At 71.7% G+C, this 18,854-nt stretch carries 14 protein-coding genes, 2 pseudogenes and 1 riboswitch; of the genes and pseudogenes, 7 read left to right on the forward strand and 9 right to left on the reverse strand.

Annotated elements, in window-relative coordinates:
• Positions 1–32 precede the first annotated feature (32 nt).
• The 5 genes and pseudogenes from ACXKR8_RS45070 to ACXKR8_RS45090 form a co-directional block, all read right to left on the reverse strand.
• A pseudogene (locus ACXKR8_RS45070) lies at positions 33–133 on the reverse strand (MBL fold metallo-hydrolase); the annotation flags it as partial.
• Positions 134–169: 36 nt separating this feature from the next.
• Complete coding sequence (locus tag ACXKR8_RS45075) at positions 170–1,465, reverse strand: ABC transporter substrate-binding protein (RefSeq protein WP_458270324.1); 1,296 nt, start codon at positions 1,463–1,465, stop codon at positions 170–172.
• Entirely contained in the window at positions 1,462–2,808 is a 1,347-nt protein-coding gene (locus ACXKR8_RS45080; RefSeq protein WP_458270325.1) for a hypothetical protein, read from the reverse strand. Before ACXKR8_RS45080 ends, ACXKR8_RS45075 begins: the two co-directional genes overlap by 4 nt.
• 91 nt (positions 2,809–2,899) lie before the next feature.
• Positions 2,900–5,260 carry an ATP-binding protein gene (locus ACXKR8_RS45085; RefSeq protein WP_458270326.1) on the reverse strand — a complete coding sequence of 787 codons (2,361 nt, stop codon included), beginning with the start codon at positions 5,258–5,260 and terminating at the stop codon, positions 2,900–2,902.
• Positions 5,261–5,300: 40 nt separating this feature from the next.
• Complete coding sequence (locus ACXKR8_RS45090) at positions 5,301–6,557, reverse strand: glycoside hydrolase family 16 protein (protein WP_462100118.1); 1,257 nt, start codon at positions 6,555–6,557, stop codon at positions 5,301–5,303.
• Positions 6,558–6,571: 14 nt separating this feature from the next.
• A riboswitch (cyclic di-AMP (ydaO/yuaA leader) is annotated at positions 6,572–6,717 on the reverse strand.
• A gap of 220 nt (positions 6,718–6,937) precedes the next feature.
• Here ACXKR8_RS45090 and ACXKR8_RS45095 point away from each other — a divergent pair.
• The 3 genes from ACXKR8_RS45095 to ACXKR8_RS45105 all read left to right on the forward strand — a co-directional run bounded on the left by ACXKR8_RS45095 (position 6,938) and on the right by ACXKR8_RS45105 (position 10,545).
• Positions 6,938–7,591 (forward strand): pyridoxamine 5'-phosphate oxidase family protein, encoded by a 654-nt coding sequence (locus ACXKR8_RS45095; RefSeq protein WP_458270328.1) that lies wholly within the window; start codon positions 6,938–6,940, stop codon positions 7,589–7,591.
• A 261-nt stretch (positions 7,592–7,852) separates the two neighbouring features.
• The gene (locus tag ACXKR8_RS45100) at positions 7,853–8,440 is read left to right on the forward strand and encodes a transglycosylase SLT domain-containing protein (RefSeq protein WP_458270329.1); all 588 of its coding nucleotides are present in this window, start codon (positions 7,853–7,855) and stop codon (positions 8,438–8,440) included.
• 245 nt (positions 8,441–8,685) lie between these two features.
• Positions 8,686–10,545 carry an arabinofuranosidase catalytic domain-containing protein gene (locus ACXKR8_RS45105; protein ID WP_458270330.1) on the forward strand — a complete coding sequence of 620 codons (1,860 nt, stop codon included), beginning with the start codon at positions 8,686–8,688 and terminating at the stop codon, positions 10,543–10,545.
• Positions 10,546–10,625: 80 nt separating this feature from the next.
• Here the strand turns inward: ACXKR8_RS45105 and ACXKR8_RS45110 are convergent, their stop codons facing one another.
• Together ACXKR8_RS45110 and ACXKR8_RS45115 are read right to left on the reverse strand one after the other, a co-directional pair.
• Positions 10,626–11,933, reverse strand: coding sequence for a ricin-type beta-trefoil lectin domain protein (locus ACXKR8_RS45110; protein WP_458270331.1), 1,308 nt, complete (start codon positions 11,931–11,933; stop codon positions 10,626–10,628).
• A 437-nt stretch (positions 11,934–12,370) separates the two neighbouring features.
• Positions 12,371–12,679, reverse strand: a complete 309-nt coding sequence (locus ACXKR8_RS45115) for a hypothetical protein (protein ID WP_458270332.1) — start codon at positions 12,677–12,679, stop codon at positions 12,371–12,373.
• Between the two features lie 129 nt (positions 12,680–12,808).
• Here ACXKR8_RS45115 and ACXKR8_RS45120 point away from each other — a divergent pair, with 129 nt between their 5' ends.
• Positions 12,809–13,087 (forward strand): hypothetical protein, encoded by a 279-nt coding sequence (locus tag ACXKR8_RS45120; RefSeq protein WP_462100119.1) that lies wholly within the window; start codon positions 12,809–12,811, stop codon positions 13,085–13,087.
• Positions 13,088–13,118: 31 nt separating this feature from the next.
• Here the strand turns inward: ACXKR8_RS45120 and ACXKR8_RS45125 are convergent.
• Positions 13,119–14,002, reverse strand: a pseudogene (locus tag ACXKR8_RS45125) (RNA polymerase sigma factor SigF).
• A 70-nt stretch (positions 14,003–14,072) separates the two neighbouring features.
• A complete protein-coding gene (locus ACXKR8_RS45130; protein ID WP_458270335.1) occupies positions 14,073–14,969 on the reverse strand; it encodes a YihY/virulence factor BrkB family protein in 897 nt (298 codons plus the stop codon).
• 122 nt (positions 14,970–15,091) lie between these two features.
• On the opposite strand from ACXKR8_RS45130, the gene ACXKR8_RS45135 reads away from it, so the two are divergent.
• The 3 genes from ACXKR8_RS45135 to ACXKR8_RS45145 all read left to right on the forward strand — a co-directional run bounded on the left by ACXKR8_RS45135 (position 15,092) and on the right by ACXKR8_RS45145 (position 18,768).
• Positions 15,092–15,862 carry an MEDS domain-containing protein gene (locus ACXKR8_RS45135; protein ID WP_458270336.1) on the forward strand — a complete coding sequence of 257 codons (771 nt, stop codon included), beginning with the start codon at positions 15,092–15,094 and terminating at the stop codon, positions 15,860–15,862.
• Positions 15,859–16,788 (forward strand): anti-sigma factor RsbA family regulatory protein, encoded by a 930-nt coding sequence (locus tag ACXKR8_RS45140; protein WP_458270337.1) that lies wholly within the window; start codon positions 15,859–15,861, stop codon positions 16,786–16,788. The genes ACXKR8_RS45135 and ACXKR8_RS45140 overlap by 4 nt, the downstream gene beginning before the upstream one ends.
• Positions 16,789–17,139: 351 nt before the next feature.
• Positions 17,140–18,768, forward strand: coding sequence for a PP2C family protein-serine/threonine phosphatase (locus tag ACXKR8_RS45145; RefSeq protein WP_458270338.1), 1,629 nt, complete (start codon positions 17,140–17,142; stop codon positions 18,766–18,768).
• Positions 18,769–18,854: the final 86 nt, after the last annotated feature.

Genomic DNA, 18,854 nt, shown 5'->3' on the forward strand with positions numbered 1-18,854 from the left:
CGGGGCCGCAGTTCCCGTGCCGTCCGGGATCAGTGGAAGCTGTCGCCGGTGAAGCAGGAGCGCTGGTCCACCAGGTAGAGCACGCTGCCCCCGGTGTGCCCGGGGAGGGCACAGCGACCACCCCGTCGGCGATCCCGGCGGGTGAGCAGCACCTCGGCTCTCCAGCACGTCAGTAGACGGTGGTGCGGACCCGGTCCAGGTCGGCGAGCAGGGTGTCGAGCTGCGAGGGGTCATTGGCGTAGGAGAGGACCGCCTGGTAGAAGGCGTTCTGCAGGGTGTCCGGCATCAGGTCGGAGGCGTCGAACCGCACCGTTTTGGCGTTCACCAGGAGCTGTCCGAGCCGCCGGGAGTCGGCGTCGGGATAGGCGGCGGCCGGGACCTCGCGGTTGGGGCTCAGCGCCCCGCCGCGGGCCACCCAGATCCGCTGCGCCTGCGGTGTGGTGAGGTAGGCCAGCAGCCGCTGGGCGGCCGGGGTGGAGTGGAACATCCCCAGCAGGTCCGCGGCCACTTCCTCGTCGCCCTTGAAGGCCGGGTCGATGCTGGGGAAGGGGGTGAAGTCGTAGTCCTGGTCGGCCTTGAGGTGCGGGTCGTCCTGCTGGTAGTAGTCGGTGATGAAGGATCCCGCGTGCTCCAGGTAGCACCCGGCGGGACGGGCGAACAGCGGGGCGCCCGCGGTGCCGAAGTCGGTGAGCAGCATGCTGCCGGTGCCGCCGTGGACCGCGCTCCCGGCGCCGATCAGGGCTCCCCAGGTCTGCCACGCCAGTTTGATCCGGGGTGAGCTCCAGGCCAGCTTTCCGGTGGCCCACTGGTCGTAGACGGCAGGCCCGGACTGGGCCAGCACGATGTCCTCCAGCCAGTCGGTGCCGGGCCAGCCGGAGGTGGAGCTGGATTCCAGGCCGATGCACCAGGGCGTGCCGTGGGCCCGGGTGATCTGCTGGTCCAGCGCCTGCAGTTGGCTCCAGTCGCCGGGCGGACGCAGGCCCTTCGCGGCAAGGGACGCGGGGGAGTACCAGAGCAGGCTCTTGAGCGAGGCCTTGACGATGACGGCGTACTGCTTGCCGTCCACAGCGCCCAACTGCACCCAGTTGGGGCCGTACTGACGATTCATCGCCGCTAGGTCCAAGGTGCCGTCCAGCGGCGCAAGTTGACCGGCCCGGGCGTACTGCACGAGTTTGCCGGGGCTGGACAGGACGGCGAGGTCGGGCGGGGTGCCGTTGCCGACCTGGTCGGCCAGGATGGTGTCGGAGTCGCGGGAGCCCTGGTAGTCGACCTTGATCCCGGTCTGCTGCTCGAACGGCGCGACCATGGCCAGGAAGGAGTCCTGCTCGCTGCCGGTCCAGGTGCCGAGGACATGGACGACCTGCTGCGGGCTGCCGCTGCCGCAGGCGGTGAGGCCGGGCAGGGCGAGCAGTGCGAAGGCCAGGCAGGCCCGGGCCCAGGGCCTGCTGGTCCAGGGCCGGCTCATCGCGCGGCCCGGTACTCGTCGATCCTGGGCCACAGTCCGCCCAGGCAGAGCGCCGCGATCGCCGCGCACAGCAGCGGCAGCGCGGTGCCGAGCCCCAGGTCGGAGCGGGCCGAGACCTCGGCGGCGGTCAGCCGCTGCTGGTGCAGACCGGTGACCGGGGCCAGGTCGGCGTCGAGCGCGGTGGCCGCGCCGACCAGTTGGGTCGGGCCGGGGCCGACCGCGGTGGCGACGGTGCCGGGGCTGTGTGCGGCGGCCTGCTGTCGCAGCTCGGCGTCGGCCGCGGTGAACCGCTGGAGGTGTGCGCGCACGGTGGCGTCCGGTTGCTCGGGGTGGGCGGCGGCGGTGCCCGGATCTCTGTCCAGCAGGGCGGCCAGCGGGGAGCTGAATCCGGCGAAGCCGGAGCTGAAGGCCTGCCCCTGGGTGGTGCGGACCAACGCCAGCGCGTCGCTGCCGGAGGCCTCCCAGACCAGGGTGCGGGCCTGCCAGGAGTCGGTCAGCCGGGGGAGTTCGGTCCCGGTGGCGGCGCTGAAGGCATGGTCGCTGTGCAGGGTCTCCCCGACCGTCCAGCCGACCAGCGCGGTCAGCAGCAGCGAGGCGGCCAGCAGGCACGGGTTGAGCCGGCGCTGGAAGTGCCGGCTCAGGAACCGCTGGGTGCCGATCAGCAGGACCAGCGCCACCGGGGCGGGGACGAGCACCCCGATCAGCGCCGCTGCCGACAGCCAGCCGCTGTGCCGCTGCCGGAGCAGTTGCTGCTGGTCGGCGGCCTGCAACTGCGTCACCTCGGCCAGGATCCCGGTGGCCGGGTCGTGCATCAGGCTGGAGGCGTAGCTCAGGTAGGCGGAGCCCAGGGCGCCCTGGCCCTGGGCCGCGTGAGCCTGTTCGATCCGGCTGGTGTATTCGACCAACAGGCCCTCAATGGACTGGAGTTGGGCGCTGCCGGCCGACCCGGTGGCATCGTCCTGGGCGGCCCGCTCCAGCGCCTGGTTCGCCGACTTGAGGTCGTCCTGGTAGCGCTGGCCGGGGCCGCTGAGCCGGACCGTCCCCGAGGCGAAGCTCCCGGCCGCGACCCGGTCCGCGTCGGCGAGGTAGTAGGCGACCTGCGAGGTGTCGACGATCGCCGGAACGGCGCGGGACTCGGCGGCCGAGACGGCGGAGTGGGCGCCGCCGAGCGCGAATTCCAGCGTGCCCCACAACGCCGCCGTGCACAGCACCAGGGCGACCAGGACCCGCCGCAGCCGCCTCGGGGCGGGGGTCCGCGGTGCGGTGGCGCCCGGGCCGGGGGCGTGCGCCGGGGCGGGCGCGGGCGGGGCCGCGCCGGCCGTGGTCGCGGCGGTGACCGTCATCAATTCCGCCCTGGGTTCGGCCTGTTGGGGTTCAGTGGATGGGGAACTACTGATCAATGCCCACCCTGGTGGGAGATCAACCGCGGTACGGTCAGCGCGCTCCGCGCTCCCGGCGCCCGGCGATCAGGGAGTGGATCTCCACCCGAGAGGCGGCGCCGAGTTTCGCCAGGATGTGCTCGACATGGGCGTCCGCGGTCCGCTTGGAGATCACCAGCCGCTCGGCGATCTGACGGTTCGACATGCCGTCCGAGACCAGCGAGGCGACCTCGCGCTCACGGGGGGTCAGCTCCCCTGCCCCGACCCCGGCGCCATGGCGCGGCCCCTGGGCGGCCGTCCGTACCCGCGGTCCGGGCAGGGCGCCGGTGTCCTCCTGCACCATCCGGACGATGTCCGCGACCCGTCCGACCGCGCCGAGCTGCCGCCGCCGCGCGTAGGACTCGGCGCCCAGGACCCGGCGGACCTGCTGCTCGGTCCGCTGGTGCTCCTGCTGGAGGCTGAGCACACCGCCGAGGGTGGTGCCGGTGGGCTCCCAGAGCTGGGCCACCGCGCCCAGCAGCAGGGCCGCCCGGGGGTGGCGTCCGCGCACCGCCGCGATCCAGGCCAGCAGGTCCAGCGCGTAGGCGGTGCCGATGCTGTCCCCGAGGCTCCAGGCACAGGCCAGCGCGGCCCGACCGTCGGCCTCGGCGCCGTCCACATCGCCCAGGACCCAGCCGGCCAGCCCGCGGAGCACCCGCAGATAGCCGGTGACCCAGCGCTCCTCCGGCTCTGCCTCCATGGCCCGCAGGCCGCGGCTGCACAGCTCGATCGCGGTGGCGGGCTCGCCCGACAACGCGCAGATGAAGGCGGTCTGGGCGTCCAGGACGGTCAGCGTGAAGTCGTCGCCGAGCGCCGACAGCCGGCCGCGGGCCTCGTCACAGCGGGTTCGGGCGTGCTCGGCGTCGCCGAGGAACATCAGCGCGAGCCCCTGGTACATCACCGAGTGGGCGGTCAGCCGGGCGTCGCCGAGCTGTCGGCCGATCGCCTCCGCCTCGGCCAGATAAGGGAGTTCCACCGCGGAGGAGCCGTGGAACACCCCGAGGTAGCCGTGCCGGGCCAGACCCCAGCCGCGTTCCAGGACCGGTTCCGGCACCCGGGTCAGCGCCCGGTCCATCCAGACGGCGCCCTCGCCGAGCAGTCCGGCGGCCATCCAGTACGGCCAGCTGGAGACCGTCATCGCCAGCGCCTGCCGCTCGCCGCCGGGCCGGGTCACCGCGAACTCCAGGGCGGCCCGAAGATTGCCGTGGTCCCGGCGCAGGGCACGGAACACCGGGAGCTGCCGGGAGGTCGGGAAGGCCTCCTCCAACTCCAGTAAGCGGGATCGGAACCAGGCGCGGTGCCGGTCCCGGGTCGGCTCCTCCTCGCCGATCCGGGCCAGCCACTCCACCCCGTACTCGCGGATGGAGTCCAGCAGCCGGTAGCGGGTGCCGCCCTCGTCGTCCAGGCGCAGCACCACCGACTTGTCGACCAGGCCGATCAGCTGCTCGACCACCTCGCCCCGGGCCAACCCGCCGCCCGCGCAGACGTGTTCGGCGGCCGGCAGGTCGAAAGTACCGGCGAAGACCGACAGCCGGGCCCAGACCAGCCGTTCGACCGGGCTGCAGAGGTCATGGCTCCAGCCGATGGTGGTCCGCAGCGTCTGGTGCCGCGGCACCGCGGTCCTGCGGCCCCCGGTGAGCAGCCGGAACCGGTCCTCCAGCCGGACCGCGAGCTCGTCCAGCGGCAGTGCCCGCAGCCTGACCGTGGCGAGCTCGATCGCCAGCGGGATGCCGTCCAGCCGGCGGCAGAGGGCCAGCACGTCCGGCTGGTTGGCCTCGGTCAGCACGAAGGAGGGCATCACCGCGGTAGCCCGCTGGGCGAACAGCGCGACCGCGCCGGTCCCGTCGATGCCTTCCGGCTCCACCGGCAGCGGCGGGACGACCAGCAGGTGCTCGCCGGGCACGTCCAGCGGCTGTCGGCTCGTGGCCAGCACGCTGACCTGCGGGCAGTTGCGCAGCAGCAGTCCGGCCAGCGCGGCGCAGGCGTCGACCAGGTGCTCGCAGGTGTCCAGCACCAGCAGCACGGTACGTCCGGCCAGGTGGTCGGTGAGCTGCTCCAGGGCGGTCCTGGCGGCCTGTTCGGGGAGGCCCAGCACGGCGCAGACCGTCCGGGCCAGCAGGTCGGGGTCCTTGAGGGCGGACAGCTCGGCCAGGAAGACGCCGTCGGGATAGGCCCCGCGCAGGTCGGGCAGGGCGCGCAGGGCGATCCTGGTCTTGCCGACCCCACCCGGACCGGTCAGCGTGACCAGCCGAGAAACCGCCAGCAGCCGCTGCAGCGAGGCAAGTTGATCCGCCCGGCCGACAAAGCCCGTGACCTCGGCGGGCAGATCACCGGCACGCCTCCAGGGAGCGTTCCCGCCCGGAACAGCCGTGCTCATGCTCCCAACGTACAGGCGCGGGCCGGGCGGTGACAGGGAATCAGAGTGGCATATGCCAAAAATTGGCCTCCCGGCTCAGCGGTAGACCCGGACGTAGTCGGCGGCGAAGCTGATCGGTGCCGTGCCGGAGGGGGGGGTGGTACTGCCCGGCGCTGACCGAGAGGCTGAGGTTCAGGTAGGCCGACCAGCCGGTGCCGACGCCGGTGTGGTCCGAGTAGACCTTGGTGCCGTTGACGTACCAGTCGACCGAGTCGGCGCCGTAGTAGGTGCCGATGGTCACCCAGCTGTCCGGGCTGACGGCACTGGCGTCGGTGTAGTAGTCGTGGGCGGCGTTGACGTGGTTGGACAGCTCCAGCAGGTGCGGGTTGTCCGGGTGGTACTCGAAGGAGTCGATCTCGCCGTTGCCGTCCTTCCAGGTCCACAGCGCCGGCCAGGCGCCGGTGCCGGACGGGAGCTTGACCCGGGCCTCGGCGTAGTCACCGGTCTTGACCTGGAAGCCCTGGGTCGAGCCCTCGGTGGTGAGCTGGCCGGTGGTCCAGGCCTGCTTGCCGTTCTCCAGGGTGGTCGAGGACGGGGTAGCGGTGAAGGTGGCGACACCGTCGGCCACGGTCACGGCGTTGGGGCTGAGCCAGTCGAGCTTGTTGTCGTTCGGGTTGTGGCTCCCGTACTGGAACGCGGTGCTGGTGCTGCCGACCCAGCGGCTGCCCCAGGCGATGGGTCCGCTGAACTCGTCGGACCAGGCCAGCGACTTCCCCGGCACGGGCGCGGCCCCGGTCACGGGCGCGGTGGGGGTGGGTGTCGGGGTCGGCGTGGGGGTCGGCGTCGGGGTCGGCGCGGGTGTGGCCGGCGTGGTGGTCGGGGCGGCGGCGGACACGGCGGCGGACACCGTCAGCGTCCGGGAGGGGAGGTTGTGCCAGGCGCCCGAGGCGTCCTGCCAGAAACCGAACTCGGTGTAGCTGCCGGCCGACAGCGTGCGGCTGCCGGTGGTGATCGAGACGCCGCCGGGGCAGATCCGGACGTTGGACGCGGAGCCGGGGAAGTCCAGGTTGGCACCGGCCGCGTCCCGGACGCCCACGCCCAGGGTCCTGGCCGTGAAGCAGGAGCCGGAGTGGACGGTGAGGGCCGCGCGGGCGGGGGCGCCGGCGGTCATGGTGGCGGGGGTGAGCCGGTCCTGGGTGACGCCGGAGGCCGCGGGGGCCGCGGCGGCCGTGTTGGCCGTTCCCGCGAGCGGGATGGCGGCCAGGGCGGCCGCGCCGGCTATCGCGCCGAAGCGCGCAGGGGTGATCGACAGGGGCATGGCAGGGCCTCGTGACGCCTACGAGGTGAGCTGTCGGGTTCGGGCCTGAGGAAGCCCGGCCGCCTGGGGAGCGGCTTCACCCCGAGCCGGTACCCACCTGCCCGTGCGGGCGTGGGTACGGCAACTGACCTGGTTCCCCCGCTCCTGTCCGAGTTCGGTGCTCGGGTTCCCGCCGGCGAGCGGACAGGACTCGGCGTCCCGGCGACGGGGTCCGCCCACGGCGGAACCTGCAGGCTAGGCAGGCGAACGTGGATTCGACAATGCAATGTGCGTCTACTCACACCCGCCTCCAAAAGGGCTTGAGCGAGCCTCGAAACGGTGGTCATAATGTTCTAACGCAAAGATATTTATGCACTAGTTCAATAGAGAGCAGGGAATCTGTGGCCACCGCCGCCTACCAGCCGACCGAACGCACCGTCCCCACCCGCAGTCGGGAGCGTGCCTCCTACGACCGTGAGCTGGTTCACTCGATCCTGGACGAGGGCTATGTCTGCCACCTCGGCTTCGTCCGGGACGGCGCCCCGGTCGTGCTCCCCACGCTCTACGGCCGGATCGGCGAACGGCTGTACCTCCACGGCTCCACCGGATCCCGTCCGCTGCGCGGAGCCGCCGACCCCGGCCTCGCGGTCTGCCTGACCGTGACCCATGTGGACGGCCTGGTCCTGGCCCGCTCCGCCTTCCACCACTCGCTCAACTACCGCTCGGTCGTCGTCCACGGCACCGCGCACCAGGTGGTGGACCCGGCCGAGCGCGCCGAGGCCCTGGACGCCCTGGTGGAGCAGGTGGTCGCGGGACGGTCGCAGGACTCCCGCCGCGCCGACGCCAAGGAACTGGCCGCGACCGCGGTGATCCGGCTGGACCTGGACGAGGTCTCCGCCAAGGTCCGCACCGGCGGCCCCGTGGACGACGCCGAGGACCTCGCCCTTCCGTACTGGAGCGGTGTGGTCCCGGTCACTCGCGGCCACGGCACACCGGTCCCGGCCGAGGACCTCGCACCGGGCACCCCGCTGCCGCCGTACCTCGGCGCGGGCTGAGTCGGGGGTGCGGCGCTGGGCCCGGGGCGTGGCGCGGAGGGCAGGAGGCCCCGGTTCGGTGGGCGCGGGGATGGGGGCACAAGGTCCCTAGGGCGGCGACGTTGATCGTGTGAGGGTGGATGTACGGGCGAAAAGTTCACGCCCGTGGCGACCGGCCTGAGTCCACGGCCGGTGAGCCCCTCGACTGTTGCCTGCGGGAGATACCCGGCGAGCGGTCGTGGCCGTTGACGACGTGTTCGTCGTAGATCCCTCAGGAGAGTCATGCAGCAGCTCAAGTCCCGCACGCCCGCAGGTCTGACCGCCTACCTGGTGATCGCCTCGACCGTGGTGCTGGGCACGGCGGTGGGCGCCCCCAGCGCCCAGGCCCACGCGGCACCGGCGCGAATAACCGGCTCGGCGGCGGCCAAGGCGGCTGAGGCCAAGGCAGCTGGGTCGACCAAGGCGGCTGGGGTCAAGGCGGCCAAGGCCGCAGCGCCCGCCAAGACCGCTGCCGGCCGCGCACCGGCGCAGAAGAGCTATCCGAACAACCTGGAGGGCTGGATCTCCGAGGCCCGCGCCGTCCTGGCCGCGCACGGGGACCATGTCCCCAACGCCCATGCCATCAAGGCCCGTGCGATGACCGAGTCCAGCGGCAACCCCCGCGCCGAGAACCACTGGGACGGCAACCAGGCCCTGTACGGGGGTACTTACGGTCTGATCCAGACCATCAAGCCGACCTTCGCCGAGTGGTCGCTGCCCGGGCACAAGGACATCCTGGACCCGGTCGACTCGATCATCGCCGGCGTCCGCTACGCCAATGACCGCTACGGCTCCTTCGACAGCGTCGCCTACGGCAAGCAGGGCTACTGACCTGTTACAACGATGGACTTCCACGGCCGTAGCGTCGGCTGTCGGAAACCCCTGGCTCCGGCCCATCTGAGCTGATCCATCATCAGATGCGCAGTCCTCTTCATCATCCCAGGTGGGATGGCTGGTGCGAAAACTTCCGCCGCAGCGCGCCGACGGGATCGCGCGGAGAGTCTTGACGCACCCGGTGCCGAGTGCCTCAATGTCCGTTACAACGTTGGACTCCCTCCCCACCCAGGAGCACCCCCATGCGTAGAAGCGGATCCACAGGCGACCGGTTACGACGTGGCCCATGGCGAAGGGCTCTCCTCGCGGCCGGTGCGGCGCTGGCGCTCGTCCTCGGCGTACTGGTCGCCCTCCCCGGGGTGTCGCAGGCCGCGGGTACGCTGCCGTGCGACATCTACGGCGCCGCCGGCACCCCCTGCGTCGCCGCGCACAGCACGGTGCGTGCGCTCTACTCCGGCTACAACGGCAGCCTCTACCAGGTCACCCGGGCCTCGGACAACACCACCCGCGACATCGGGCTCCTCGCCGCGGGCGGCTATGCCAACGCCGCGGCCCAGGACACCTTCTGTTCCGGCACCAGCTGCACCATCACCAAGATCTACGACCAGTCGGCCCAGCACAACGACCTGCTGATCGAGCCGGCCGGCACCGCCGGCGCGGCCGACCGGGGCGCGTCGGCGACCGCGCTGCCGATGACCGTCGGCGGGCACTCCGTCTACGGGGTCTACATCACCGCCGGCACCGGCTACCGGGACTCCAGCACCACCGGCATCGCCACCAACGGCCAGCCGGAGTCCATGTACATGGTGGCCAGCGGCACCCACGTCAACGCGGGCTGCTGCTTCGACTACGGCAATGTCGAGCACGCCGTCACCGACACCGGCAACGGACATATGGACGCGGTCAATCTGGGCACCAACTGCTACTTCCCGCCGTGCACCGGCATCGGCCCCTGGGTGGCCGGCGACCTGGAGAACGGGCTCTACCAGGGCAGTGGCTCCAACACCGCGAACCAGGGCAATGCCAGCACCTTCGTCACGGCGCTGCTCAAGAACAACGGCCAGACCACCTTCGCGCTCAAGGGCGGGAACGCGCAGTCGGGCGCCCTGAACACCTGGTACAGCGGGGCGCTTCCGCCGAACGGCTACACCCCGATGCACCAGGAGGGGTCCATCGTGCTGGGCACCGGCGGGGACAACAGCAACGCGTCCATCGGATCCTTCTTCGAGGGCGTGATGACGGCCGGCTACTCCACGGACGCGGCCGACAGCGCGGTGCAGGCCAATATCGTCGCGGCCGGGTACTCCGGCAGCAGCGGCGGCAGCACGGCGACCGGGGCCACCATCACCGGTCCCGGCGGGCAGTGCGTGGATGTCAGCGGCGATGACACCGGCGGTGACGGAACGGCGGTGCAGCTGTGGGGCTGCCAGTCCTACGCGGTCGACCAGCACTGGACCCACAACGCCGACAAGTCGCTCAGCACCCTCGGCCGCTGCCTGGACATCGTCGGGAACGGCACGGCGCAGGGGGCCCAGGTGGAGCTGTGGGACTGCAACGGTGTCGGCGGGCAGAAGTGGGTGCAGCAGGCCGACGGTTCGCTGCTGAACCCGCAGTCCGGCCGCTGCCTGGACGCACCCGGCGGCGCCACCGCCAATGGCACCCGGTTGCAGATCTACGACTGCAACGGCAGTGCGGCCCAGAAGTTCTCGGTCAACGGCGGCGGCCCGATCATCGGCCCCGGCGCCACGTGCGTGGATGTCGCAGCCGATGACACCGGCGGTGACAGCGCGGCGGTGCAGCTGTGGGACTGCCAGTCCTACGCGGTCGACCAGCACTGGTACCACAACGCCAACAGCTCACTGGAAACCCTGGGCCGCTGCCTGGACATCATCGGCAACGGCACGGCGCAGGGCACCCAGGTCGAGCTGTGGGACTGCAACGGTGTCGGCGGGCAGAAGTGGGTGCAGCAGGCCGACGGTTCGCTGCTGAACCCGCAGTCGGGCCGCTGCCTGGACTCGCCGAACGGCGCCACGGCCAATGGCACCCGGCTGCGGATCTGGGACTGCAACGGCAGCGCCGCCCAGAAGTTCGCGCTGAGCTGAGCAGGTCGGGACAGCCCTGACGCGGGAAACCCCGGACCGCCGGTGAGGGCGGCCCGGGGTTTCCCGGTCGATCGGACGGATCAACTCGGCAGGCTCCACTGCTGGTTGGCGCCGCCCGCACAGGTCCAGATCTGCAGTCGGGTGCCGTCCGCGGAGCTGGGGCCGGTGGCGTCGAGGCACTTGCCCGAGCCGGTGTTGATGTACTCGCCGTTCGACTGGTGGGTCCACTGCTGCGCAGCGGTCCCGTTGCAGTCGTAGAGCTGCACCTTGGTGCCGTTCGCCGTTCCGGCGGCCGTCACGTCCATGCACTTGCCCAGGGCCTGCAGCGTTCCGCTGGTCGCGCTCCAGGTCTGCGCTGCGGTGCCGTTGCAGGTGTAGAGCTGCACGGCGGTGCCGTTGGCGCTGCTCGCGGCCGCCACGTCGACGCACTTGCCGCCGTAGCCCGTGATCTTTCCGCTGCCGGTGGGCGGCGGAGTCGTCGGCGGCGGGCTGGTCGGCGGGGTGGTGGTTCCGCCGGTGATCTGGTTGAAGATCCGCGAGTAGGCGTAGCCGGTGCCCTTGTCGTAGCCGTCGACCTCCCAGAAGGACAGCTCCTGGACGCCGTTGGTGGCGGCGAAGCTCTCCAGCGAGGTGGCGTTGGCCTGGGTGAAGTTCTCGTTGTCGTCGTTCTGGCCGGCGATCGGGGTGAGCCCGATCTTGGCGTAGGCCGCCGAGGTCGAGATCCCGTACAGGCTGGCCAGCTGCGACGCCGTGGCCTTGGCGGCCGAGATGGCGTCGTTGTAGGCGTTCTGCCCGTCACCGAAGTCCATGGTCATGACGTTGACCACGCTGACATTGACGCCCGCGCTCTTGGCGCTCTGCAGCACGCCGAGCTCCTCGGACGGCAGACCGGACGGGTCCACCGCGAGGGTGTAGTCGACCTGCACCGAGGGGTTCTGCGCCTGGAGCGCGGCCAGGGCCTGGTTGCGCCGGGTGTTGGACGCCGAGTCGTCGAGGGTGCCGCCCTCGATGTCGAAGTCCAGCCGGGTGATGCCGTAGGTGTTGACGATGTTGGCGTACGCGGCGGTCAGGCTGCTCACCGAGGTGCAGGTCTGGGCGAGTTCGCCGCCCTCGGCGCCGCCGGCCGAGATGATGACGTTGCCGCCCGCCGACTTCAGCGCGTTGATCTGCGAGGTGAAGGCGCCGACGGAGTCGCCGCCGTCCTCCCACTGCGCGGTACAGCCGGACTTGGGGATGAGGAAGGCCAGCGTGTAGTACTTCAGCCCGGTGGCGTTCATGTCGGCCGCCATGTCACCTGCGGTGCTACTGGAGATCTGCAGGTAGGGGGCTGCGTAGTGGGCCGGAAAGCTGCCCGCCGCCTGGGAGGCCGGGTTGGTTGAGAGCGCCATCGCCATCGCTGCCACGGGCAGTACGGAGGTGACAAGGATCCTTTTTCGACGTGACCATGTCACGGGATTCCTCCTGAAGGGGTCGGAAGTGGGGGTGCTCCCGTAGTGCTCGGCCCGCCGCATGTGACGTTTCGTCAGCGGGCAGCCCGAATTCACAAGTTGAACAGGGGCGCGATACTTTCTTCAAGTCGAGATTGAACTCTCAGAGCTGCCCCGGGTCAAGGTCTGGACCAATTTTTCGGAACCAGTGCTGCCAGAACCTGTGCCCCTGCTTGTCGCGCCAGAGTCAACTAGCGTCCATGACACCCCGTCAAGAGCCGTCGTCAGGAAAGTTTCCTAATAATGATGATCAGGCTTCCATGCGAGTGGGCCCTTCACCACGGCCTCTGTGTTCACAAGGTGGAAAGAAGGGCCGCCCCGCGTGAGGTGACGCCCGATCAGGCCCCGTCTTCCCAGATCCTGGCCTCGAGTACGTCGACCTTGTCGAAGGACGGGGCCGAGGCGAAGATGTGGGCGTACTTCTTGGCGACCTGAGGGCCACCCGAGGACAGCAGGGCATCCCTGTCCCCCTCGTTGGCGAAGGCCGCGAAGGCGCCGTAGCTGGTGTCGTCGCGCCGGAAGGCGAACCAGACGGTGGTCCGGGGCTGCGCCTCGACGAGCGGAAGGCCCTCCTTGAAGAAGGCGGCCACCTCCTCCTCCGTGCCGGGCTTGACCTCGAACGTGGCGAGAACGCCGACAGTGACCATGACCGTGTCTCCTTGTCGTATGCCCGTCAGTGGTTCCGCGGGACGGATGGGGCCGCCGAGACAGGGCAGAAGCGGTGTATGAGCGAAGCACTGGTAGAACAAGACCCCGAGCGCATCGAACCACAGGACATGACGGCCATTCTGGCCGTTCTGGACGGGATCGCCGTCGCTGCCGAACCGACCCGACCGTCCGGGAGCGAGGGCCGGCAGGCCTGGACCCTGTGTGTGCACTGGCTGCAGAAGGGGCCGGTGTCCGCGGACACCGAAGCCGCGCTGCCGGCCGCCCTGGCCCGTATCCGCGACCACTTCGTCACCGAGGGGCGGATCCCGCCGTCCGTGCTGGAACTCCGGGGCCCGGACCACGAGATCCTGCTGACCGTCCCCGCCAGCGGAGCGGCCGGCGCCTGACCCGGCACCCGGCCCAGGTCACCCGAAGGCTCTAAGCCCCCTGGAGCAGGGGCTCGCGGAGCTTGGCCACGGCTCGGGAGAGCAGCCGGGAGACCTGCATCTGCGAGATGCCCAGCTGGACGCCGATCTCGGACTGGGTCAGCTCCTCGACGAAGCGCAGCGACAGCAGCAGCTTTTCGCGGTCGCTCAGTCGGGCGATCAGCGGCTTGAGGGATTCCAGGTTCTCCACTCCCTCCAGCCGCGGGTCGACCTCGCCCAGGCGGTCCAGGAAGGAGGCGCCGCCGTCGTCGGGGTCGCCGCCGGTGGCGCCCGCGTCGAGGGAGCCGACCGAGTAGCTGTTGGCGGCCAGCAGGCCCTCGCGGACCTCGGCTTCGGTGAGTTCGAGGTGGGCGGCCAACTCGGCCGTGGTGGGGGAGCGGTCCATCTGCTGACTCAGCTCGTCGGTGGCGCGGGCCAGCGTGAGCCGCAGTTCCTGGAGTCGTCGTGGGACGTGGACGGCCCAGCTGGTGTCGCGGAAGAAGCGCTTGATCTCGCCGATGATGGTGGGCATGGCGAAGGTGGGGAATTCCACCTCCTGGTCGAGGTCGAACCGGTCGATGGCCTTGATCAGGCCGATCGTGCCGACCTGGACGATGTCCTCCATCGGCTCGCTGCGGGTGCGGAAGCGCGCGGCGGCGAAGCGGACCAGGGCGAGGTTCGGCTCGATCAGGGTGTGTTGCGCACGTACTGGTACTCGTGCGTCCCCTGCTCCAGCACGGCCAGCCGTCCGAGCAGGACCTTCGACATCGCCCGCGCGTCGGTGGGGCCGACCGAGGCCGGATCCGACAGGTCCAGCTGTGGGAAGTACCGGGCGGTGTCCCTGGCGACGTCCGCGGCAACGCGGGTGCTGACGGTCACGCGGGTGCTGACGGTCATGGGCCCTCCCCGGCACGGATGCACTGTGCTACCAACGTACACGTCCGCCCGGCCCGTGGTCACGCTCCGGTTACGCGTGCCTGTCCGCGGCGGCCGCAGGCGGAAAGCCCTCGCGGCCGAGTTCGACGGTGAACTGGGCTCCGGCCAGCAGCGCCAGGTTGGAGACCCAGAGCCAGACCAGGAACACCACTATCCCCGCCAGCGAGCCGTAGAGCTGCCCGTAGGAGCCGAAGTGCTCCGCGTACCCCGCGAAGGCCGCCGAGGCCGTGAGCCACAGCAGCGCGGCCAGCGCCCCGCCCGGCAGGGAGCGGCGCAGCCCCCGTGACGCGGGCGGTCCCGACCGGAACAGCACCAGGACCAGCAGCGCGACCAGGAGCAGCAGGGTGGGCCACTTGACCAGGTCCCAGGCGGCGGCGCCGGCCCCGCCGAGCCCGACCTCGTGCCCCAGGGACTGCGCCAGCGGGCCGGTCAGTACCAGCACCAGCGCGCTGGCCAGGAGCAGGACCAGCAGCGCGGCGGCCGTCAGCACGATCCGATGGGCCTTGCGCCAGGCCGGCCGGGTGTCGCCGGCGCCGTGCAGCACGTGCAGGGCGCGGCGGAAGACGGAGAGGTAGCTGGACGCGGACCACAGCGCGCTGGCGCCCCCGGTGGCGACCAGGGTCCAGGCCGCGGAGCGGTCCGTGGCCCCGCCCAGGGCCTGCCGCAGTGCGCTGCCCGACTGGGCCGGGGCCCAGGCGCTGACGTGCGCCACCAGGGTGTCCGTGGTCGACTCGCTGACCAGGCCGACTACCGAGACGGTGACCAGCAAAGCGGGCAGCAGGGCCAGGATCGCGTAGTAGGTGAGCGCGGCGGCCCAGTCGGAGACGTCGTCGTTCCACATCGACACCGGTGTCCCGCGCAGCGCCGCCCAGGCCCGGCCGAGGGCGGGGCGGGGCGGCAGGACGGCGCCCTGCTGACTCGTGGTCATCCGGTCCTCCTCCAGCGGCAGCGGTGCCTGCCAGCGCCGTATGCCCGCGCCACCACCTGCTACTCCCCGGCCGAATGGGGGAAACCGGGTAGGGTGCCAGCGGGAGCGACCGAGGAGGCAGGGTGAGGGGCACGCGTGCGCTGCCGACCCTGGACCTGGTCGACGTCGGAGACCATGTGTGCTGGCTGGTCGAGCAGGGTGACGACTTCACGTCCATCGCACGGGCGTTTCTGGCCGACGGCGCCCTGTTCGGCGACAAGGTCCTCGTGGTCGGCGCGGCCGAGGACCGCCGGCTGCACGGCGGCGCCGCCCAGGGCCTGTTCCTCGACGCGGACGCCCTGCGCCGCGAGGCCGACACGGCCTGCCGGGAGGGCTTCCGCGCGCTGCGGGTGCTCGCGCAGGCGGACAGGCTGCTGCCGGCCGGGGCCAGCGCGCAGACGGTGGCCCGGCACGAACTGGACCTGGACGCCCTGGTCGCCGACACCGGGACGCTGCTGGTCTGCGCCTACCACCGGGCCAGCTTCGGCGAGGCATCCTTGGAGCTGGCTGTGGGCGCCCATCCGCAGCAGCTGGGCACCTGGTCGATGCGGCCCGATTTTCGGATGTTCAGTGCCGGAACGGACTGCTGGAGTGTGAGCGGCGTGGTCGACGCGGAAGGAGCCGCCGTCTTCCGCACCGCCGTGAGCGAGCTGCTGGCCCGGTCCGCGACGGTGCGGCTGCGCTGCCAGGAGCTGCAGTTGATGGATGCCGCCGGGATGGAGGTCCTGGCGGACTGCGCCCGGGCCCGGCCCGGTCGCAAGGTCGTCATCGAGGGCGCCAACCAGACGGTGCGCCGCTGCTGGACCCTGCTCGGCTACGACACCCCGCAGGTCCCGGTGGAGCTGGTGCCATGACCGAGCCAGGATTCCGGCACGAGCTCTACGCCTACGAGGGCGAGAGCCAGTTCCTGCGGGGAGCGCTGTCCTTCATCGACGACGCCAGGGCCGGCCGCGAGCTGGTGCTGGTGGCGGTCGCCGAGCCCAAGGAGCGGCTGCTGCGCGCCGAGCTGGAGGGCAGCGGGGCGGCCACCGGGGTCACCTTCGTGGACGTCGCCGCGCTCGGCCGCAACCCGGGGCGGCTGATCCCGGCCTGGCAGGAGTGGATCACCAAGCGGGCCGGCGACGGGCACGCGGTCCGCGGCATCAGCGAGTCCAGCTGGGACCTGCGCACTCCCCCCGAGACGGAGGAGCTGCACTACCACGAGCGGCTGCTGAACCTCGCCTTCGCGCAGTCCCCGGCCTGGTGGCTGCTGTGCCCGTACGACAGCACGCTGCTGGACCCGGCCGTGCTGGAGGCGGCCGGCCGCTGTCATCCGCGGGCGCTGTCCGACGGGGTCCACGGCCCCAACCCGGCCTTCGTCGACGAGCCCTACGCCTTCGCCGACCTGTCCGCGCCCTGCGACCCCTCCGAGGAGCTGGTCTTCCGCACCGGCGAGCTGGCGGCGGTGCGGGCCAAGGTGACCGGCTGCGCCACCGAGCACGGGATGGACCCCGCCCGGCTGCGGGAGCTGCTGATCGCCGCCACCGAGGTCGCCTCCAACAGCACCAAGTACGGAGGGGGCCGGGGCACGCTGCGCACCTGGGTCCAGGACGGCACCTTCGTCTGCGAGTTCCATGACGCCGGCTACATCGAGAACCCCCTGGTCGGCCGGGTGCGCCCGACCGTCGACCAGCACGGCGGCCGGGGCCTGTGGCTGGTGCAGCAGCTCTGCGACCTGGTCCAGATCCGCTCCACCCCCGAGGGCGGCACGACGGTGCGGCTCCACCTCGCGACCCACTGACCAGAGACCCCCTGGGGCAGGGCAGGGCGGGGTGCGGAGTGACCGTGAACGCCCTGACCAGCCAAAGGTGTTGAATGTAGGTCGACGGGAATGCGCTGCGGCTTCCGGGGTAGGGGGTCAGCTCGCATGAGAGTCTGTGTCCTTCCGGCGACTCGGGCACGGGCTTGCCTTATCCGTCGCACCGCGAGACGGTTTCCCCACGACAACACTTGTTGTCCGCCGTCGAGACAGAGAAAAGAGTCGGCCCGGCGCCCTCCGTGGCTGGGCCCGTGGTCCTTTATGACGTCCTCCCCACCCGCACCGAACCCGTCCGTTCCACCGCCCGCCGCCTCCCGGACGAGCCCGGGCCCGGTGATCGGGGCGCCGCTGCTGCGCGCCCTGGTCGACGCCGCGGCGCCGGTGCTCGTGCTGGCCGGCGACCCCGCCCGGGTGCGGCTGCACAACAAGGCCGCCGAAGCGCTCTTCCCGCGTCTGGGAAGCACGGACGCCTTCACCGCGGACGTGGTGGCGCCCTGGCTGGTGCGGGCGGCGGAGCAGGGCCTGGACGCGCTGGACGGCACGGTGGGCGGCCGGATGTTCCGGGCCACCGCGCAGCCGCTGCCGGGGGAGTGCACCGGCTGGCTGCTGACGGACGTCACCGAGGAGCGCGCGGCGCTCCAGCGGCTGAGCGACGAGCGGGTGCGCACCCAGTTCCTGGTACGGGCCTCGGCGCGGCTGCTGGCCTCGCTGAACCAGCGCCGCTGCCTGCGGGTGACCGCGGAACTCGCCGCCGAACAACTCGCGGACGCCGCCGTGCTGGTGACCCCCACCCGGGGCCGCCGGGTCGCGGTGACCCGGCTGGTGCGCGGGCAGCAGATCGAGGAGCTGACCCTGAGTGTGGACGTCGACCAGGTCCCGGGGCTGAGCGACGCGCTGGCCGGGTTCCCGCCAGTGCCCTCGCGCTGGGTCGACCCCGCGCTCGCCCCGGCCTGGCTGCTGCCCGAGGGATTCGGCGAGCCCGGCTCGCTGGTGGTCACCCCGCTCCCGGGCAACGGCGTGTCCGCCGGGGCGCTGATCCTGCTCCGCCGCGCCGGACAGGCCGGCTTCGACGAGGAGGAGGAGCTCTTCGCCCGGATCTTCGCCGCCAGGGCCGGCGCCGCCATCTCCGCCGCGGTGCTCTACGCCGAGCGCACCGAGACCACCGGCATCCTGCAGCGCGCGCTGATCCCCCCGCCGATGGAACGCCTGGACGGCATCGACCTGGCCAGCTCCTACCGGCCCGCCCGGGCCGCGGACCTGATCGGCGGCGACTTCTACGACGTCCACCTGCCGCTGTCCGGCGCGGGCCAGGACGAGGGCCCGGGCGAGACCCTGCTGATGCTCGGGGACGTCTGCGGCAAGGGCCCGGCGGCGGCGATCCTGACCGGCAAGATCCGCAACACCGTGGCCGCACTGCGGCGCCTGGAACCGCGCCACGGCCAGCTGCTGGAACTCCTCAACGCCACGCTCCTGGACGACCGCGACGCCCGTTTCGTCACCCTGGTCCTGGCCGGGGTGACCCCGGTCGGCAACGGCCGCCTGGAGCTGCGGCTGACCTCCGCGGGCCACCCGGCCCCGCTGCTGATCCGCGCGGACGGCACGGTCGAACAGGCCGCCACCCGCGGCACCCTGATCGGCGCGGTGCCCGAGATCAGCTCCACCACCCACACCACCGTGCTGGAGCCGGGGGAGATGTGCCTGCTGTTCTCCGACGGCGTCACCGAGGCCCGCGGCGGCCCCGGCGGCCGGGAGATGTTCGAGGACGAGCGGCTGCGCGAGGCCCTGGCCGAGTGCGCCGGGATGCCGGTGGAGGCCGTGGTGGAGCGGATAGAGCTGGTCACCTCGCAGTGGCTGGGCGGCGGCGAGCACGACGACATCGCCCTGCTCGCGCTGGGCGCGCCGCGCCGCGGATCGCATCTGACCATGGTGAACGGCAGCGGACGGGGCAGGTACACCGGATGAGCCACCGCACCGGGCGGTGCCCCGACGAACGGGAGGTCAGGTGACCGGTCACGCCTACGCGATCGACACCCGGACCCTGGGCGACT

The sequence above is a fragment of the Streptacidiphilus sp. PAMC 29251 genome, assembly GCF_054208735.2.

What these genes read in the sequence shown, in the direction of transcription:
- ACXKR8_RS45075 (WP_458270324.1), bottom strand. Translation starts at nt 1,465, where the DNA reads ATGAGCCGGCCCTGGACCAGCAGGCCCTGGGCCCGGGCCTGCCTGGCC.
- ACXKR8_RS45080 (WP_458270325.1), bottom strand. Translation starts at nt 2,808, where the DNA reads ATGACGGTCACCGCCGCGACCACGGCCGGCGCGGCCCCGCCCGCGCCC.
- ACXKR8_RS45085 (WP_458270326.1), bottom strand. Translation starts at nt 5,260, where the DNA reads ATGAGCACGGCTGTTCCGGGCGGGAACGCTCCCTGGAGGCGTGCCGGT.
- ACXKR8_RS45090 (WP_462100118.1), bottom strand. Translation starts at nt 6,557, where the DNA reads ATGCCCCTGTCGATCACCCCTGCGCGCTTCGGCGCGATAGCCGGCGCG.
- ACXKR8_RS45100 (WP_458270329.1), top strand. Translation starts at nt 7,853, where the DNA reads ATGCAGCAGCTCAAGTCCCGCACGCCCGCAGGTCTGACCGCCTACCTG.
- ACXKR8_RS45105 (WP_458270330.1), top strand. Translation starts at nt 8,686, where the DNA reads ATGCGTAGAAGCGGATCCACAGGCGACCGGTTACGACGTGGCCCATGG.
- ACXKR8_RS45110 (WP_458270331.1), bottom strand. Translation starts at nt 11,933, where the DNA reads ATGGCGCTCTCAACCAACCCGGCCTCCCAGGCGGCGGGCAGCTTTCCG.
- ACXKR8_RS45115 (WP_458270332.1), bottom strand. Translation starts at nt 12,679, where the DNA reads ATGGTCACTGTCGGCGTTCTCGCCACGTTCGAGGTCAAGCCCGGCACG.
- ACXKR8_RS45120 (WP_462100119.1), top strand. Translation starts at nt 12,809, where the DNA reads ATGACGGCCATTCTGGCCGTTCTGGACGGGATCGCCGTCGCTGCCGAA.
- ACXKR8_RS45130 (WP_458270335.1), bottom strand. Translation starts at nt 14,969, where the DNA reads ATGACCACGAGTCAGCAGGGCGCCGTCCTGCCGCCCCGCCCCGCCCTC.
- ACXKR8_RS45140 (WP_458270337.1), top strand. Translation starts at nt 15,859, where the DNA reads ATGACCGAGCCAGGATTCCGGCACGAGCTCTACGCCTACGAGGGCGAG.